Raw genomic sequence first — 16,602 nt, forward strand, 5'->3', positions numbered from 1 at the left:
TCGCTCACGACAAGGTCCTGCGTGTCCTGAAGACAACCGCGCCGTACTCCTGTCGCGGATGCCTGCCCAAATGTACTAGCCGTCCGCTCGACTTCGCCACCTTGTGTGCCGGGATAGCTTCGCGATGTCTCTCTTGTACGCCTTGGCGCGACGGGATGGATAAGAACCCGCTTGGAGACATTCAGACAAAGTACTACCCTTCCCACATTGCTATGGGTTCGTCCGACAATCACTTGTTGAAGCGTCGCCTACGTGCACATCGCCGCCGATTTGCACGCTCGCCCCGTTTCCGATACCGCGCTGGTCTCAAGATCGTGGGCGCCGCTGACGACCTAAGGAATACACTAAGCGGAAAGACTCGCAACGAATTGATTCACACTTGAGCCAGCAAAAAAACTTGACGTCAGTTAACGTCGCACGTGGGTTGTGCACAGGCTCGGAGCAAGTTTTTGGATTCGTGCACAGAATCGAAAATGCCGGACCTCATGTGACAATTCTCCGCCACCGCCGATTTTTTTTACAAATTTGTCACGCGTTCGACGCGCGGGCCGAATTTTCCAAATGCTTGCGGTCGCTATGTCGATAAGTGATTAACGAGACATCGTTTTTTGAGTCTCGTTTCACAGGGTAACTCCATCGTCACACGCATTCCTGTGAATCTACGGTGTGCAGAACTCTCGTCCGCCACCGATTCAATTCGCGCCCGCCTCACAGGGGTTTTTTGCAACGCAGTGAAGTTTCCGCTGTTGCAGAACATCAGCAGGTAAAATTACGAAACGAAGACTGACGGACGATGCAAATCGTCCAAGCGACGCGTGAGCCTCGCGCGACTGCTTGCGTAAATATGACAGCCAACGAAAAAGCCCGGCGCGAGGCCGGGCTGTTTGACGCGCTGACCGGATCGACCGATCAGGCGATGTCGCCAAGATGACTTAGCAAGATTTACTTCGCGAGCTTGGCGATCTGCGCGGTGAGGCGCGAGACTTTGCGGCTGGCGTTGTTCTTGTGAATGATGTTGCGCTGGGCGGCGCGCATCAAGGCGGGCTCGGCCGTCGCGAGCGCCTTCACGGCAGCGGCGCGGTCGCCGCTCTTGATGGCTTCCTCGACGTTGCGCACGGCGCCACGCATCTGGGTGCGGCGCGACTTGTTGACGGCGGTGCGGCGGGCGATCTTGCGCGTCGCTTTCTTGGCGGAAGTGGTATTGGCCATGGTCTCAATGTCCTTTGCGGGTACCGGTCGCGTCTTGGTCGGGTAGCGCCGGCTTGCTTGACCGCGGAATCGACGCTCGGATTTAGGGTGTTCGGTTGCTGGGCCGTTCCCGGAACATGAGCGACCGCCTTGCGGCTGTCTCTGAGGCTCCAAGGTGTCTTCAAGCTCGGATGAGTCCTGAAGCCCAGGGTGCCTGCAACTGCTCAAAGAACAGCGGCGGCAGGATTGCGCCCACCGCCAGTTGGCGCCCTTATAGAGAGGGTCTTTCGCACCGTCAACGCTTTAGGGCGCCGGAAACGCGCCTTTGGCGGCCTGGATGAGTGCCGTAACGCCCTGAAGAGGTTGAATTTCTGCCGTCGGCCGGCTATTGGCTGGCATCGTTCCGAAAAGGTCGTCCGCTCGGACGGCCATCGTAGGTGAGGCATGATCCGCGGCTTTTTCCGACTGATTGGGCTGTTGCTGCTCGCTGGCGGGTTCATCTTCATGGTCTATGACGGCGCCCGCTGGGTGGCCGACCAGACCCTCAAATTCACCCGCTTCGGCCAGTTCTGGAACGACATCAATCAGGCCAGCCAATCGGCCTTCCGCACCTGGGTCGAGGCCAAGGCGCCCTGGCTCTGGACATCGGTGATCCGCCTGGTGCTGGAGCAGCCGGTCTTCGCCGTCCTCGGCATTCTGGGAATCCTCCTGATGATCCTGTTCCGCCCGCGGAAACCGCTGATCGGCTATTCCCGGGATTGAGCTCGCGTGAGCGCGTAACCGAGCTGCCTCTTACCCTCCCCTGGAGGGGGAGGGTCGGCTCACATTTGAGCGCAGCGAAAATGTGAGACGGGTGGGGTGACAGTCTCTCCACGTCCACACTGCCCGAGTGGAGAGATCACCCCACCCCGCTCGCGCTGCGCGCGATCGACCCTCCCCCTCCAGGGGAGGGTTGGAGCCTCCACTCAACGCTTTATTAACCATAACCGGTGCATCACTGGAGCTGTCTCGTTTCGAGGATGGGTCCGGTGCCGGTTGCACGCGCGTTTCGATGGTCGAACTTGGCGTCCTTGGCAGCGTCCGCCGCGCTCGCTTTGGGCGGCTGCATGCAGACCGCAACTCCCGTCGCGATGGTGCAGCCTCGTCCCGATCTCGATGCCATGGCCTATGGCCAGCCCTATAATGCGCCGCGGCCGGTCGTCGTCGCCAACAACGGCGGTGGCGCGATCGCAGCGCTCAGCAATTCTTTTGCCGCTTCACCCGCACCGATGCCGGTCGGCTACGCCGCGCCGATGGCGGTGCCGGTGCGCAATGGCACCTCCTATCATCTCGACGCCGGCGACAAGCTTCGCGTCGTGGTCTACGGCCAGGAAGGTCTCACCAACAGCTATGCGATCGACGCCGGCGGCTCCATCACCATGCCGCTGATCGGTGCGGTGCCGGCCCGCGGCCGCACCACGGCGGGGTTGGCCGGCGAGATCGCCGCACGCCTGCGCAACGGCTACATCCGCGAGCCTTCGGTGGCGGTCGAGATCGAGACCTATCGTCCGTTCTTCATCCTCGGCGAGGTCCTCGCGCCCGGGCAATATCCTTACGTGCCGAACATGACGGTCGAGAGCGCGGTCGCCATCGCCGGCGGCTTCTCGCCGCGCGCCAAGCGTGACATGGTCACCGTCACGCACACCGAGAACGGCGGCGCCATGCGCGCCGTGGTGCCGCTCGGCACGCCGCTCGCGCCCGGCGACACCGTGTTCGTCGGCGAGCGCTGGTTTTAGGACTCTCTCCCCTCGTCATTCCGGGGCGCGCGTTAGCGCGAACCCGGAATCCATTCCTCTACCAACTCTGCCGCCTGATGGATTCCGGGCCCGCGCCTGTCGGCGCGTCCCGGAATGACGGTGGAAAGAGGCGGGGCTCTACCTCAAATGCTTCGCAAAAAACGCCATGCTGCGCGGCCAGGCGATGTCGGCGCTGGCCTTGTCGTAGCTGGCGCGCTCGTCGCAATGGAAACCATGCTGGGCGCCCGGATAGATGTGAACTTCGACCTCGGGCCGCTTGGTCTTGATGGTCTCGACATCGGCGAGCGGAATGCCGGCATCCTTCTCGCCGAAATGCAGTTGGGTCGGCACCTTCGGCACCTCGTCGGCGAAGCGCACGACAGCGCCGCCGTAATAGCCGATTGCCGCCTTCAGGCCGGTCAGTCGCGTCGCCGCGACGAAGGCGATGCTGCCGCCTAAGCAGAAGCCGATGATGCCGATGGGCCCGACGCTCTTCACCGCATCGATCGCAGCTTGCGTGTCGCGCAGCATCGCGGCCCAGTCCGGATTGGCCACGAACTTGCGCGCCTCTGCGATCTCGTCGGGCGAATAGCCCGACTGGAAGTTCGGCGCCGTCCGATCGAAGATCGACGGCGCGATCGCGACATAGCCTTCCCCGGCAAGGCGGTCGCAGACCGAGCGGATGTGGTGATTGACCCCAAAGATCTCCTGGATCACCACCACCGCGCCCTTCGGCGTGCCGGCGGGATCAGCGCGATAGGCGCCGAGCTGGAAATTGTCCGAGGCCGTCAGCTTGATGTCCTGTCCCACGCGGGTTGTCCTTCTTGGTTGGTCGTTGCTATGAAGTTCGATCGTTCCACGAACTCGTCATGCCCGGGCTTGTCCCGGGCATCCACGTCCTTCGTGCTGCACCAAAGATCTTGGATGGCCGGGACAAGCCCGGCCATGACGATGGCAACTTCAACGCAGGAAAGCGCGAATACGACTTCTCCACGACTTGAAAAACCGATCTCACTCCCACATCCAGTTCTCGCCGTAGTCCTCCTTCCATCCGGCCAGCCGGCCGTGACGGAACTGCAGAAACAGGCGATGGCGATAGGGGATCAGGCCGCTGCCGCCGATGTTGCGCAAGGCGAGATAGATCTCGTGGCCGGGACGTCCCCGCACATATTGCAGCTGCTGCCCGAGGGCGCGCGCGGTCTGTTCGGCATCCATGCCGAAGGCGAGCGGAATGTTGTTCGACAAGGTCGTGACGAAAGGCTGGCGCTGCGGCACGGCGCCGATCGGCTCGGCCTGTGCGGATAGCGACAGCAACATCGTCCCCGCAGCCAGCATCATCAGCTTCATCGCCTGTGTCCCTGCTCGATCGGCCTATGCCGGCAAGTTCTTCAGGAAAGGCACGACCGCGTCAACAAAAGCCTGGGGCTGATCGATGTTGACGGCGTGGCCGGCGGCGGGGATCACGACCTTTTGTGCGCCCGGGATCTTCGCGGCCATGTAGTCGGACGCGGCGAGGAACGGGGTGTCGTCGGCGCCGACAACGATCAGGCTGGGCACCTTGATCTCAGGCAACAGCTCCATCACGCGCGCATCGCGCTGGGTCAGCATGCCGCGCGCGGCGAGCGCAAGGCCCCTAGCGTTGCGATGGCTCGCGGTTGCGCGCTCGCGCGTCGCCGCTTTCAAGACCTCGAGGCCTTCGCGGTCGAGCCGGTCGGCGGTGGCGAGCGCCCGCGCGTTCCAGGCTTCGCGCGCATCGTCCTTCCTGAAGCCGGGGCCGGTGTCGATGATCAGCAGCGCGCGGGCCCGCTCCGGATGTGCGCGGTAGAACGCCAGCGACATGTAGCCGCCGAGCGAAAGCCCGCCGATGATGGCGCGCTTGGCGCCGACCGCATCGAGGATCGCCGCCATGTCACCGACCGTGAGGTCTTCGCTATAAGCACTCGCATCGTCAGGGTAATCGGACTGGCCGTGGCCGCGCATGTCCCACAGGATCAGCGTGTGGTCCTTCGCCAGCGCGTCGATTTGCCCATGCCACATCGCCGAGGTCGAGGAATAGCCGTGGGTGAGCAGCAGCGGCGGCCCGTTGCCATGAACCTCGTAGTAGATGTTGACGCCGTCGCGATTGATCTCCGGCATTGTTTCCGGCCCTTTCTTTTCTCGCCACCAACTCGGTGCTTCACCCTCCCCTGGAGGGGTCCGGGACGAGCGCAGCTCGCCCGCGGGTCGGCTCACATGGAGCGCTGCGAAATGTGAGACGGGGTGGGGTGACGGTCTCTCCACCTCCAACAGTGTTCGTGTGGAGAGATCACTCCACCCCGCTCGCGCTCCGCGCGATCGACCCTTCCCCTCCAGGGAGGGTAAGGTTTGCGTGCGGCTGCACCTTAGCTCGCCAAGTTACCTCGAAGAAACTGCCTGAATGCGATGGCACGCATGCCGGAGCACGCGCTGTTGTGTCCAGTGGCTGCGTCGCGGCCTTTGGCGCGGCGCACAACGAGCGAGTGTGGCGGTCGTTTTTTCGACTCGTTCCAAATTGCGTTTGCCTCCGCGTCGGAACGCGATCATTCTCGCCGGCAAGGCTGACGCCAGCCCGGTGGGCGTCCGCCATTCAAGTTGCCGCCGTAAGCGGCTTCATGCACCGGCAGGGAAAGACGCCTATGCCAACTCTCACCATCAACGGGCGGAGTCTGTCCGTGGATGCGGCGAACGATACGCCGCTCCTCTGGGCGATCCGCGAGCAATTGCAGATGACCGGCACCAAGTTCGGCTGCGGTGCCGGGCTGTGCGGGGCCTGCACCGTGCACGTCAACGGCGAAGCGGTGCGCTCGTGCCAGACCATGCTCAGTGACGTCGCCGGCAAGAAGATCACCACCATCGAAGGTCTCTCCGCCAAGGGCGATCATCCCTTGCAGAAGGCCTGGATCGCCGAGCAGGTGCCGCAATGCGGCTATTGCCAGTCCGGCCAGATCATGCAGGCGGCCTCGCTGCTCGCCAAGAATCCCAATCCAACCAAGGAAGAGGTGGTCGCCCATATGGACGGCAATCTCTGCCGCTGCATGACCTATTCGCGGATCCAGAAGGCGATCATGCGCGCCGCATCCGAGATGCGCACCGCCTCGGCCACCTCGAGCGAGCGGAGGCCCACATGAACGAGCATGTGAAGAAATTGACACCCGAGACGACGGATCTCAGCCGCCGCTCCTTCCTCGTCGGCACCGCCGCGACCGGCCTCGTGCTCGGCTATGCCGGCGTGCCCGGCATCGAATCGGCAGCCGCCGCGCCCGCCAATTTCGAGCCGAGCGTCTGGTACGCGATCGCGCCGGACGGGCTGGTCACCGTGACCTGCGGCAAGGCGGATATGGGCCAGCACATCGCCTCCACCATGGCGCAGATCGTCTGCGAGGAATTGGGCGCGAAATGGAGCGACATGCGCGTGCAGCTCGCCTCCAACGATCCCAAGTTCAACGATCCCGTGCTCGGCGCGCAGATCACCGGCGGCAGCTGGTCGACCATGATGAACTTCGAAGCGATGAGCCGGGCCGGTGCGGCCGGGCGCATCGCATTGACTGAAGGTGCCGCCGCCGCCATGGGCGTGCCGGCATCGGAGCTCGTGGTGCGCGATTCCATGATCGTGCATCCGAAATCGAAGAAGCAGATGTCGTTTGCCGATGTCGTGAAAAGCGGCAAGGCGACGAAAACCTTCACGCCCGACGAGCTGAAGGCGATCAAGCTGAAATCGCCGGACCAGTACACCATGATTGGCGTCTCGGTTCCGCAGCTCGACATCCCCTCCAAGACCAACGGCACGGCCAAGTACGGCATCGACGTGATGCTGCCGGGCATGGCCTATGGCGCCCTGGTCACGCCGCCGGTGCGCTTCGGCGCCACCGTGAAATCGGTCGACGACAGCGCGGCAAAGAAGGTGCCGGGCTTCATCAAGGCCGTCACGCTCGACGACAAGACCGGGACGACGTCGGGCTGGGTCGTCGCGGTCGCCAGCACCTACGCCAACGCCAAGAAGGCCGCGCAGGCGCTGAAGATCGCCTATGACGCGGGTCCGAACGCGAAGCTGTCGAGCGAGTCGCTGCTCGGCGAGGCCAAGCGGCTCCAGAAGCTGGACGATTCCGGCCAGTTCTTCGTCAAGGACGGCGATCCCAATGCAGCCTTCGGTTCGGCGGCCAAGGTGGTGGAGGCGGAATACACCACCAGCATCAACATCCACGCGCCGCTGGAGCCGATGAACGCCACTGCGGAGTTCAAGGGCGACATCCTGCACATCTATTCCGGCAACCAGTTTGCGACGCGCTCCGGCGCGATCGCGGCGGGAGCTGCCGGGATCGATCCGAAATTCGTGGTCATGCACCAGATGTGGCTGGGCGGCGGCTTCGGCCGGCGTCTCGATGCCGACATGATGATTCCGGCGGTGCAGGCGGCCAAGGCCGTCGGCAAGCCGGTGAAGGTGATCTATTCGCGCGAGAACGACATGACGATGGATTTCTCGCGTCCGCTCACCTATCAAAAGGTGAAGGCCGGCGTGGACGGCGATGGCAAGCTCATTGCGATCAGCCACGACGTGGTCTCGGCCTGGCCGACCGCGCGCTGGGGAATTCCCGATTTCCTGACGCCCTCGGTCGACAAGAAGGGCCCGCTCGATTCCTTTACGGTGAACGGGGCGGACTTCTTCTACACCGTGCCCAACCATTATGTGCGCGCGATCAAGAACGAGCTCGCGCACAACGCCACGCCGTCCGGCCAGCTTCGCTCGGTGGCGCCGGGCTGGACCTTCTGGGCGGTCGAAAGCATGATCGACGAGATCGCGGCAGCCACGGGCAAGGATCCCGCCCAGTTCCGCATCTCGTTGCTCGACGGTGCCGGCAAGAACGACGGCGGCGCGCAGCGCTTGCGCAACACGCTGCTCGCCGCGATGGGACTGTCCGGCTATGGCACCAAGCAATTGCCGAAAGGCGAGGGCATGGGCGTCGCCTGCGTCTCCTCGCAGGAGCGGGCGACCGCGAGCTGGACGGCGTGCGTGGCTCACGTCGCCGTCGCGCCGTCGGGGGAGGTGACCGTGAAGAAGCTCACGGTCGCAACCGACGTCGGCACGCAGGTGCATCCCGACAATGTCCGCGCCCAGGTCGAGGGTGCGGCGCTGTGGGGCCTGTCGCTGGCGATGTACGAGAAGGCGACGCTGAAGGACGGTGGCATCGAGCAGACCAATTTCGATGGCTACACGCCCTTGCGCATGAGCCAGACGCCCGAGGTCGCGATCGCCGTGATCGCCAATGGCGAGAAGGCCACCGGCGTCGGCGAGCCCGCGGTCACCGTGGTCGCGCCGGCCATCGGCAACGCCATCTTCAATGCCAGCGGCGCCCGCGTCCGGGCGCTACCGATCACCGCGGAGGCCGTGAAGGCGAGCATGAAGGCGTAAGCCGAGCCGCTATGGCTGAATGAGCTGATCCGCCGGAGGGCATGCCCTCCGGCGGATTGGTTTTGGGTGCGCTCGGTATTTATTTCGTCGTCATGCCCGGGCTTGTCCCGGGCATCCACGTTCTTCGCACGTCTAGCCCAAGGCCGTGGATGGCCGGGACAAGCCCGGCCATGACGGAGAGAAAATTCCTCTTTTCCATCAATGCCCGTTCTACTGTGCATGGGGTTGTTTGGCCGGTTGTGAAATTCCCCCCTGAACCCCAATCCGTAAAATTGCGTGCAATTCCCCAAGGTTCCATTGAGCACGCCTCTTAAGGGCCAGAGAACCTGATCCGGCTTAGGCTCATCGGCCAATACGCCCGAGTTTCCGGTCCTTGTGGGGAAGCCATGAACGCCACAGCCAAATCCGCCGCCAAACGCCGGCTCCTGCTCGCCTCCGATCGGAGCGACGGGAGCAGCGAGCTCGCCAGCATCCTGAAAGCGGTCGGCGACGTCTCCACGGTGAAGACGGACGAGATCCCCGCCCAGCCCTCGCGCGATCTCTCCGGCCTCGTGGTCGACATCAACCTGCGCTCGCCCGACAGCGTGCAGCGGGTCCGCAACAAGCTGCGCGGCGACGCCTATCGTTCGATGCCGCGGCTGTTCGTGCTCGCGGACGCCCTGCATCACGGCACCATGCAGGCCTGGGCGCTAGGAGCCACCGACACCATTTCACGCCCGCTCCAGGCTGAGGCCATCCTGCAGCGCATCCGCGCCGCCTTCCCGGACACCGCGGCCTATGACGCGACCGATCGCGGCAAGACGCTCAACCGCGGGGTCGAGGCGGCGCATGCGGTGCTGACCAAGATGTTCGAGAAGCTGCCGCTCGGAGTGCCTCTGACCTTCGACGACGTCATCGCCGCCGAGAGCAAGATCCTGAAGGCGATCAAGCATTCCTCGCTGCGCGAATGGCTCACCACGGTCGGCTGTCACCATGTCGGCAGCTACCGCCATTGCCTGTTCGTCACCGGCTTCGCCGTCGCCTTTGCCCAGCATCTCGGCATGCGCGAGGACGACCAGCGCCGCCTGACCCGCGCCGCGCTGCTGCACGACGTCGGCAAGGCCTTCGTTCCGGCCTGGCTGCTCGACAAGCCCGGCAAGCTCACCGACGAGGAGATGGCCGAGGTCCGCCAGCATCCGCGCCGCGGCTATGACGCGCTCGCCGCGCAAGGCGGCTTCCCGCCGGAGATGCTCGACGTGGTGCTGCATCACCACGAATTCCTCGACGGCTCCGGCTATCCGAACGGCCTGTCGTCGAACCAGATCAGCGACATCGTGCGCCTGACGACGATCGTCGACATCTACGCCGCGCTGGTCGAGAAGCGCGCCTACCGCATGCCCTTCACCCACTCCCGCGCCTTCACGATGATGGAAGGCATGGGCGGCAAGCTCGACCAGCAGCTGCTGCAGGCGTTCCGCCCGGTCGCGCTGGGGTCGTTCTAGCCGGGATGCCGTAGGGTGGGTTAGCCTCGCGGCTGCGCGAAGCGCAGGCGCCAGGCGTAACCCACCATGCCTCCGCAATTGCCGAACAAAGTTGGTGGGTTACGCCTTCGGCTAACCCACCCCACGAGCTCACCCCACCAGCTTCCGCAGCTCCGCCTTCGCCACCTTCTCCAGTGTCGAGCGCGGCATGTCGTCAACGAGCCTGATCTCGCGCGGCAGCTTGAAGTCGGCGAGGCCCTTGCGGCAGGCTTCCATCACGCGATCATGCAGATCGGGTGCAGCGCCCGCGACGCCGCCCTGCGGGATGATGAAGACCACCGGCACCTCGTCCAGCATCGGATGCGTCTTCGCCACCACTGCGGCCTCGCGCACGCCCGGCACGAGTGCGATCACCTGCTCGATCTCTGAGGCCGCAACGTTCTCGCCGCCCACCTTCAGCATGTCCTTGGCGCGGTCGCCGAACTTGATGAAGCCGTTCTGCAATCGCTCGACGCGGTCGCCGGTGAGAAAGAAGCCGTGCTCGTCAAAACTCTCGCGCGTCGCCTTCTCGTTGTGCAGGTACTCGGCGAACAGCGACAGGCCGGGGATGCCCTTGATCGCGAGGTTGCCCGTGCCGCCGACCTCCGTCGGTCGTCCGTCGTCGTCGGTGATGCGGATCTGATATTCGGGCGCCGCGCGGCCGATAGACATCGGGATGTTGGGCTGATCGACCTCGCCGACGATGCCGTGGGTGATGGTCTCGGTCATGCCCCACCAGCCGATCATCTTGACGCCGAAGGCGGCAAAGGCCGGCGGCTCGTTGATGGCGGTGCCCCACAGGCGGAACTTGTGGTCTTTCGGGATCTCCTGCTCGAGCAGCGCCTTCATGCAGAACGGAATCGTCGAGGTCCAGGTTGCGCCATGCTCGCGCGCGACGCCCCAGAACCGGCTGGCGGAGAAGCGCGGCTGGATCACGCAAGTGGCGCCGACCCACAGCGTCGCCAGCATGGAATAGGCCAGCGCATTGGTATGGAACAGGGGCAGGTAGGCCTGGTGCACGTCGCCGGCGTGAAGGTCCTCGTGCGCGGCGTTGATCTTGGCGCCCCACAGCGCGTTGGCATGGGTCCACAGCACCGCCTTGGGTCGCGACGTCGTGCCCGAGGTGTATTGCACGCTGCATGGCGCCAGCGGATCGGACGCGCGCCGGGGACGATCGGCACTGTCGGCGAACAGCGATTCGAAGCTGTCGCCGGGCGAGACGCCCCGCGCGGGGGCCGCGCCCGCATCGTGCGAGGTCACCGCCAGCCACCTTATGTTGCGGCAGTTCTGCGCGACGGCTTCCGCATAGGCCGGCTGCGTGATCGCGGCGACCGCGCCGCAATGATCGGCGAAATACGCGATCTCGGCCGGCGCCGAGCGCGTGTTGGTGGTGACCGCGACGGCCCCGAGCTCGACGCAAGCGAACCAGGCCAGCATCGCCTCGATGCAATTGTCGAGATGGATGAGCACATACTCGCCCGGCTTGATGCCGCGCCTGGCGAGGCCGGCCGCGAGCGCGCCGACGCGCTCGTGAAATTCGCCGTAGCTCCAGCGCCGCGCCGGCGCGTCGAACGGCGCCCAGATCAGGAATGGATGATCACGCCGGACTTCGGCGCGCAGCTTGAGCAGCCAGGGCACGTCGAGCCCGTCGAACGGGCCCACGATTCCGGCTGTGATCTGTTGAACTGGCATGGCTCCTCCCGGTGCAGCCTGCATCCTGCTGGCGGCTGCCTTTTGATTATTGCGTCTTCCTGCCATTGGACGACGCGGGAAGCAAATCGGGGGTATGCGTGAGCGCGCTCTCTCGGCCGTCATTGCGAGCGCAGCGAAGCAATCCAGACTCTCTCCACGGAGGCAGTCTGGATTGCTTCGTCGCAAGCGCTCCTCGTAATGACGGCGTTCGGGGGCGCGGCGGCTCTAGCCGGCGTCCCCGTACGACGAGATTTCGATCAAACTGCCATCGGGATCGCGGCAATAGACCGAGCGCAGCGTGCCGCGGGCGCCTTGCCTCGGGCCCGGACCTTCCTCGATCGCGACGCCATGTGCCTGCAAATGCGCCACCACCTCGTCCGGTGTGGCCGAGGTGAGAAAGCACAAATCTTCGCTGCCGGCGGTCGGATGGCTCGCGGTGAACCACTCCACCTTGTCGGCATCGCGTTGTCGGACGTTGATCCTCTGGTTACCGAATTCAAGGAAAGTCCGCGGCGCTTTGCCGCCGCCGGGATCGAACACCTTGACTTCCATGCCGAGAATCCTGCCGTACCACGCAGCACTTGCCGCGACGTCGCTGACATTGATCACGAGATGATCCAGGGCATGAACCTTGACCGGCATGTCTCATCCTTTCGTCGTGATGTGCCCCGCGCACTTTCCGCACGCGGCAAGCTTTGTTACAACCGCAGCGACGCGGCTTTCAAGCCATCCGACTTCAAGAACAACACTGGGAGAACCCTTGAGATGATCACTCGCCGTACCGCGCTGGGCCTGCTCGCCGCCAGTCCGCTTGCAGCCACCCCGCTGTCGAAGGCCCTTGCCGCCGATTATCCGGTCCGTCCAGTGAAATGGGTGGTGGGCTATCCGCCGGGCGGCGCCACGGACATCCTGGCACGGCTGATCGGCCAGCGCCTGTCGGAAAAGCTCGGCCAGCAATTCGTGGTCGAGAACAAGCCCGGCGCCGGGAACAACATCGCGACCGAATCGGTCATCAATGCCGAGCCCGACGGCTACACGCTGCAGCTGGTCAATCCGGCCAACTACATCAACGCCTCGCTCTACAAGAATCTGAAGTTCAACTTCGTGAACGATATCGCGCCGGTCGCCTCGTTCCAGCGCGTGCCGAACGTGATGACCGTCAACAAGGACGTGCCGGCCAAGAACGTCGCCGAGTTCATCGAGTACGTGAAGGCCAATCCCGGCAAGGTGAACATGGCCTCGTCCGGCAACGGCACCTCGGTGCATCTGTCCGGCGAGATGTTCATGGCCATGACCGGCTGCAAGATGCAGCACGTGCCCTATCGCGGCGCCGCGCCCGCGATCACCGACATGCTCGCCGGCCAGGTGCAGGTGATCTTCGACAACATGCCCTCGATCATTCAGCACATCCGCTCCGGCAGCCTGCGCGCGATCGGTGTCACCACCACGGAACGCTCGCCGCAGCTGCCCGACGTGCAGCCGATCGCCGACACCGTCAAGGGCTATGAGGCGAGCGCGTTGTTCGGCATGGGCGCGCCGAAGAACACGCCGAAGGAAATCATCGCCAAGCTCAACGCCGAGGTCAACGCGGTGCTCAAGGACCCCGACATGGCCAAGCGCCTGGTCGAGCTCGGCGGCGAGCCGCGGGTGCAGACGCCCGAGGCGTTCGGCGAGGAGATCAAGGCCGAGACCGAGAAGTGGAAGAAGGTCGTCGACTTCGCCGGCCTGAAGGTCGAGTAGAAATCTCGTGATGACGAGGAAGAGAGCCCTGCCGTTCGGCAGGGCTTTTTTCTTGGCTGCATTGCCGGCAACCCGATCACGCTCTCGTGCGGATCCGCGCCTGCGCCTTCCGGCTTGACGTTGCCGCGCTCGCGTCTATACTAAACCACATGGTTAAGTATCAGGACGAGACGCTGGACCGGACTTTTGCGGCGCTGTCAGACCCGACGCGGCGTGCCTTGCTGGCGCGCCTCGGCGAGCAGGACGGCCTGTCGGTGAGCGAGCTGGCGGCCCCGTTTGCGGTATCGCTGCCGGCGATCATGAAGCATCTCGACGTGCTCACCGATGCCGGGCTGATCGTGCGCGAGAAGACCGGGCGCACGGTCGCCTGCCGGCTGACCGCGCAGCCGATGGAGCAGGCGATGAACTGGCTCAATCGCTATGCGCAGTTCTGGTCCCACAATCTTGATCGCCTTGCCGCCTTCGTGGAGGAAGAGACATGGCCAACGCAGCCGCCAACACCGCCGAACGCCCGGCAGAACGACCAAGCCTCACGCTCACGCGCCGGCTCCGCGCACCGCCGCAAAAGGTCTACGCCGCCTGGACGCAAGCCGCGCAGCTAGCGCAATGGTTCGGGCCGCCGAACATGAAGCCGGCGACGCTTCAAGCCGAGCTCGACGTTCGCGTCGGCGGCCGGTTTCGCATCAGCTTCACCGGGGACGACGGCGAATATTTCGAGGCCGGCGGCCGCTATCGCGAGGTGGTGCTGAACGAGCTTCTGGTCTTCACCTGGGCCTGGCACTCGACGCCGGAGCGTGAATCGCTGGTGACGATCTCGATGAAGCCGGACGCTGCCGGCACCTTGATGATCTTCCATCACGCCCAGTTCTTCGACGAGACCGCGCGCGACAACCACGAGCGCGGCTGGAGCTCGATTTTCGACAAGCTCGATGCTTTCGTCGCCTGACCCCAAGGAGAACGCCATGCAGCAACATCAGATCGTCTCGCGCGAGCAATGGATCGTCGCGCGCAAGGCCCTTCTGGCCCATGAGAAGGAATTGACCCAGGCCCGCGAACGGCTTGCCGACGAGCGCCGCCGGCTCCCCTGGGTCAAGGTCGACAAGGCATACGAATTCGAAGGGCCGAACGGCATTGTGTCCCTGGGCGATCTGTTCAAGGGCCGGCCGCAGCTCATCGTGCAGCACGTGATGTTCGCACCCGATTGGGACGCGGCCTGCAAGAGCTGCTCGTTCTGGGCAGACGGGTTCGAGCGCATGGTGCCGCATTTGGCCGCGCGCGACACCGCCATGGTTGCGGTCTCGCTGGCGCCAAGCGCAAAGCTCGAAAACTTCAAGAAGCGGATGGGCTGGACCTTCGACTGGGTTTCCTCGGGCGGCAACGACTTCAACCGCGATTACGGCGTGACGTTCTCACAGGAAGAGGTCGCGACCGGCAAGCCGATGTACAATTTCGGGACCACGCCGCTCTACGGCCCCGAGCTGCCCGGCATCAGCGTGTTCTTCCGCGACGAGGCCGGCGCGATCTTCCACACCTATTCCTGCTTCGCCCGCGGCCTCGACATGATGAACGCCGCTTATCAATATCTCGATCTCACCCCGCTCGGCCGTCATGAGGAAGGCCTGCCCTATCCGATGGACTGGGTGCGCCTGAGCGACCAGTACGAGCCGCAGCCGGCGAAGGGTGCGTGCTGCCACGGGTGAGGGGAGCGCTCGACGCACATCAAAGGTGTCATCGCCCGGCTTGACCGGGCGATCCAGTATTCCGAGACGGCGGTGATGAATCGAGAGGCCGCGGCGTACTGGATTCCCCGCCTGCCGCCTACGCTAAAGCTTCGGCGCCCCTGGACCTCAACCCCGGCGAAGCCTTGGCGTAGCCGGGTCGCGGGGAATGACAGCTACGGGTGAGCTGCAGGGTGTGCGTTGCCCGATAGCTACCGCTTCGCTTCCGCCTGCTCCGCCGCGTTGCACGAGATCAGCATCGTGTAAGGCCGGGCGTTGGCGGCGATGTCGGTGGTCTTGCGCTCGCTCTTTGGCTCGGCGGTCTGATAGGGCACGATCGAATTGTCGAGGAAATCGCGCAGCACTCCGGTCTTGATGGCGAAATTGATGTTTTCAGGGATGTTGCCGGTCGCCACCGCGATCCGCAAGGCTGGAATCTTGCCCGTGACCACGCCGACGACCTGACCCGTGTTGTCGAACAGCGGCCCGCCGCTATTGCCGGGCTGCACGGGTGCGCTGATCTGCAGGAAGCGCGAGTCGTTGCGCATGCCGCTGAGCGAGCTCACGATCCCGGTGGTCACGCTGAAGTCCGAGGTCAGGATGCCGTGATAGGGAAAGCCGATCGCGATCACGGAATCGCCGGAGCGGATCGAGCGGTCGCGGATCCGGGCAAAATCCTTGAAGGTCGTTGTCGACGGCGCCTGCAACAAAGCGAGATCGTTGTTGGCGTCGCTCGAGACGACGCGCAGCACCATTGCGGCCTCGCCGGTGAGATTGCCCTTGATGTCGCCGACGCAGCCGTCGATCACATGATGGTTGGTGACGATGTGCCCGCTCGTGCTGACGACGAAGCCGCTGCCGCTCCTGGCTCGGGCAGGTTTGCCGCCGGCCGGCCCTGCCGCCTGCTTCTCCGCCGTGACCGCCGGCTTGGCCGCACCCTTGGTGAAATCGCCTGCCTTGCTGAGCCCATCTGCCTTCACCCGCGTGACGCAGTTCGCCAGCGCCGCGATCAGGGGCGCCGTCGACGTCAGCACAAATTGGAGTGGCTTGCTGCCGTTGGTCGTCACCACCATCAGGCTTGCCTTCTGGAAGGTGCGAGCGACGTTGGGGGGCAGGATGGTCGTCACCATGTTGGTGGTGCCGGCGGTCGCAAACAACCTCGCCTGCTCCTGGCCGTCGAAGATGAAGTCGATGGGCGCGGTATCGCCCTTGTTAAAGCGAAAGCTGGGGCTGGCAAAGCTCAGCAGCCAGGAGCCGGCCGCATTCTGCGCGACGAAGAGACTCACGCCGTTGGCGTAAGGTGCGGTCGCCGCGCAATGGGAGAACGCGCCCGTCTCGTCATTGCTGAATGCGCCGCCAGCCCAGTTGCCGACATTGACGGTGCCGAACGGCCCCGCCGCGTTCGCCCCGACCAAACTCACCTGCAACACGAACGCAACGACCAACGACCTCAACCACATACCCCAGCCCCCGGCAAACGCACTTGCATCCATCTTATCCGCGAGGGCAGGTGAGGCGCAACCGTCAGTTGTCCGCTCTCGTCCGGCTGGCCGCGACAATTCAGG

General features: G+C 64.4%; 15 protein-coding genes and 1 pseudogene. 9 read left to right on the plus strand and 7 right to left on the minus strand.

Features of this window, described 5'->3' with window-relative positions; all coding sequences use genetic code 11:
- Positions 1 to 942: 942 nt before the first annotated feature.
- On the minus strand, positions 943 to 1,209 hold the full coding sequence (gene rpsT, locus ACVWYQ_RS24230; protein ID WP_157284863.1) for a 30S ribosomal protein S20: 267 nt from the start codon (positions 1,207 to 1,209) through the stop codon (positions 943 to 945).
- Positions 1,210 to 1,632: 423 nt separating this feature from the next.
- Here rpsT and ACVWYQ_RS24235 point away from each other — a divergent pair, with 423 nt between their 5' ends.
- Positions 1,633 to 1,950 carry a hypothetical protein gene (locus tag ACVWYQ_RS24235; RefSeq protein WP_025033220.1) on the plus strand — a complete coding sequence of 106 codons (318 nt, stop codon included), beginning with the start codon at positions 1,633 to 1,635 and terminating at the stop codon, positions 1,948 to 1,950.
- Between the two features lie 266 nt (positions 1,951 to 2,216).
- Positions 2,217 to 2,963, plus strand: a complete 747-nt coding sequence (locus ACVWYQ_RS24240; protein ID WP_275511839.1) for a polysaccharide biosynthesis/export family protein — start codon at positions 2,217 to 2,219, stop codon at positions 2,961 to 2,963.
- A 138-nt stretch (positions 2,964 to 3,101) separates the two neighbouring features.
- On the opposite strand, the gene ACVWYQ_RS24245 is transcribed toward ACVWYQ_RS24240, so the two are convergent.
- The 3 genes from ACVWYQ_RS24245 to ACVWYQ_RS24255 form a co-directional block, all read right to left on the minus strand.
- The gene (locus tag ACVWYQ_RS24245; protein WP_271541607.1) at positions 3,102 to 3,773 is read right to left on the minus strand and encodes a dienelactone hydrolase family protein; all 672 of its coding nucleotides are present in this window, start codon (positions 3,771 to 3,773) and stop codon (positions 3,102 to 3,104) included.
- A gap of 201 nt (positions 3,774 to 3,974) precedes the next feature.
- Entirely contained in the window at positions 3,975 to 4,310 is a 336-nt protein-coding gene (locus tag ACVWYQ_RS24250; RefSeq protein ID WP_157284861.1) for a hypothetical protein, read from the minus strand.
- 24 nt (positions 4,311 to 4,334) lie between these two features.
- On the minus strand, positions 4,335 to 5,099 hold the full coding sequence (locus ACVWYQ_RS24255; protein WP_404654521.1) for an alpha/beta fold hydrolase: 765 nt from the start codon (positions 5,097 to 5,099) through the stop codon (positions 4,335 to 4,337).
- A 518-nt stretch (positions 5,100 to 5,617) separates the two neighbouring features.
- On the opposite strand from ACVWYQ_RS24255, the gene ACVWYQ_RS24260 reads away from it, so the two are divergent.
- The 3 genes from ACVWYQ_RS24260 (at position 5,618) to ACVWYQ_RS24270 (ending at position 9,869) form a co-directional block, all read left to right on the plus strand.
- Entirely contained in the window at positions 5,618 to 6,109 is a 492-nt protein-coding gene (locus ACVWYQ_RS24260) for a (2Fe-2S)-binding protein (protein WP_025033225.1), read from the plus strand.
- Positions 6,106 to 8,388: a molybdopterin cofactor-binding domain-containing protein gene (locus ACVWYQ_RS24265; RefSeq protein WP_456726453.1), complete on the plus strand. Its 2,283-nt coding sequence runs from the start codon at positions 6,106 to 6,108 to the stop codon at positions 8,386 to 8,388. Before ACVWYQ_RS24260 ends, ACVWYQ_RS24265 begins: the two co-directional genes overlap by 4 nt.
- Before the next feature lie 386 nt (positions 8,389 to 8,774).
- Complete coding sequence (locus ACVWYQ_RS24270) at positions 8,775 to 9,869, plus strand: HD-GYP domain-containing protein (RefSeq protein ID WP_036024045.1); 1,095 nt, start codon at positions 8,775 to 8,777, stop codon at positions 9,867 to 9,869.
- Positions 9,870 to 9,998: 129 nt separating this feature from the next.
- Here the strand turns inward: ACVWYQ_RS24270 and ACVWYQ_RS24275 are convergent, their stop codons facing one another.
- Both ACVWYQ_RS24275 and ACVWYQ_RS24280 read right to left on the minus strand, forming a co-directional pair.
- Positions 9,999 to 11,579 (minus strand): AMP-binding protein, encoded by a 1,581-nt coding sequence (locus ACVWYQ_RS24275; protein WP_456726454.1) that lies wholly within the window; start codon positions 11,577 to 11,579, stop codon positions 9,999 to 10,001.
- Positions 11,580 to 11,804: 225 nt separating this feature from the next.
- Entirely contained in the window at positions 11,805 to 12,221 is a 417-nt protein-coding gene (locus tag ACVWYQ_RS24280; RefSeq protein WP_271541617.1) for a VOC family protein, read from the minus strand.
- Positions 12,222 to 12,344: 123 nt separating this feature from the next.
- Here ACVWYQ_RS24280 and ACVWYQ_RS24285 point away from each other — a divergent pair, with 123 nt between their 5' ends.
- From ACVWYQ_RS24285 to ACVWYQ_RS24300, 4 genes and pseudogenes are all read left to right on the plus strand, one after another.
- Positions 12,345 to 13,319, plus strand: coding sequence for a Bug family tripartite tricarboxylate transporter substrate binding protein (locus ACVWYQ_RS24285; RefSeq protein WP_157284857.1), 975 nt, complete (start codon positions 12,345 to 12,347; stop codon positions 13,317 to 13,319).
- Positions 13,320 to 13,468: 149 nt separating this feature from the next.
- Entirely contained in the window at positions 13,469 to 13,921 is a 453-nt protein-coding gene (locus ACVWYQ_RS24290; protein WP_036038647.1) for an ArsR/SmtB family transcription factor, read from the plus strand.
- An 8-nt stretch (positions 13,922 to 13,929) separates the two neighbouring features.
- Positions 13,930 to 14,265, plus strand: a pseudogene (locus ACVWYQ_RS24295) (SRPBCC family protein); the annotation flags it as partial.
- Between the two features lie 16 nt (positions 14,266 to 14,281).
- Positions 14,282 to 15,019: a DUF899 domain-containing protein gene (locus tag ACVWYQ_RS24300; RefSeq protein ID WP_271541619.1), complete on the plus strand. Its 738-nt coding sequence runs from the start codon at positions 14,282 to 14,284 to the stop codon at positions 15,017 to 15,019.
- 230 nt (positions 15,020 to 15,249) lie between these two features.
- On the opposite strand, the gene ACVWYQ_RS24305 is transcribed toward ACVWYQ_RS24300, so the two are convergent.
- Positions 15,250 to 16,497, minus strand: coding sequence for a S1C family serine protease (locus ACVWYQ_RS24305; protein WP_271541621.1), 1,248 nt, complete (start codon positions 16,495 to 16,497; stop codon positions 15,250 to 15,252).
- Positions 16,498 to 16,602: the final 105 nt, after the last annotated feature.

The sequence above is a fragment of the Bradyrhizobium sp. USDA 3397 genome, from assembly GCF_054060965.1.

Excerpts from the sequence above, each read along its gene's own strand:
- ACVWYQ_RS24260 (WP_025033225.1), top strand. The coding sequence starts at position 5,618 with ATGCCAACTCTCACCATCAACGGGCGGAGTCTGTCCGTGGATGCGGCG.
- ACVWYQ_RS24250 (WP_157284861.1), bottom strand. The coding sequence starts at position 4,310 with ATGAAGCTGATGATGCTGGCTGCGGGGACGATGTTGCTGTCGCTATCC.
- ACVWYQ_RS24255 (WP_404654521.1), bottom strand. The coding sequence starts at position 5,099 with ATGCCGGAGATCAATCGCGACGGCGTCAACATCTACTACGAGGTTCAT.
- ACVWYQ_RS24265 (WP_456726453.1), top strand. The coding sequence starts at position 6,106 with ATGAACGAGCATGTGAAGAAATTGACACCCGAGACGACGGATCTCAGC.
- ACVWYQ_RS24235 (WP_025033220.1), top strand. The coding sequence starts at position 1,633 with ATGATCCGCGGCTTTTTCCGACTGATTGGGCTGTTGCTGCTCGCTGGC.
- ACVWYQ_RS24270 (WP_036024045.1), top strand. The coding sequence starts at position 8,775 with ATGAACGCCACAGCCAAATCCGCCGCCAAACGCCGGCTCCTGCTCGCC.
- ACVWYQ_RS24280 (WP_271541617.1), bottom strand. The coding sequence starts at position 12,221 with ATGCCGGTCAAGGTTCATGCCCTGGATCATCTCGTGATCAATGTCAGC.
- ACVWYQ_RS24290 (WP_036038647.1), top strand. The coding sequence starts at position 13,469 with ATGGTTAAGTATCAGGACGAGACGCTGGACCGGACTTTTGCGGCGCTG.
- ACVWYQ_RS24275 (WP_456726454.1), bottom strand. The coding sequence starts at position 11,579 with ATGCCAGTTCAACAGATCACAGCCGGAATCGTGGGCCCGTTCGACGGG.
- ACVWYQ_RS24285 (WP_157284857.1), top strand. The coding sequence starts at position 12,345 with ATGATCACTCGCCGTACCGCGCTGGGCCTGCTCGCCGCCAGTCCGCTT.
- ACVWYQ_RS24305 (WP_271541621.1), bottom strand. The coding sequence starts at position 16,497 with ATGTGGTTGAGGTCGTTGGTCGTTGCGTTCGTGTTGCAGGTGAGTTTG.
- ACVWYQ_RS24300 (WP_271541619.1), top strand. The coding sequence starts at position 14,282 with ATGCAGCAACATCAGATCGTCTCGCGCGAGCAATGGATCGTCGCGCGC.
- rpsT (WP_157284863.1), bottom strand. The coding sequence starts at position 1,209 with ATGGCCAATACCACTTCCGCCAAGAAAGCGACGCGCAAGATCGCCCGC.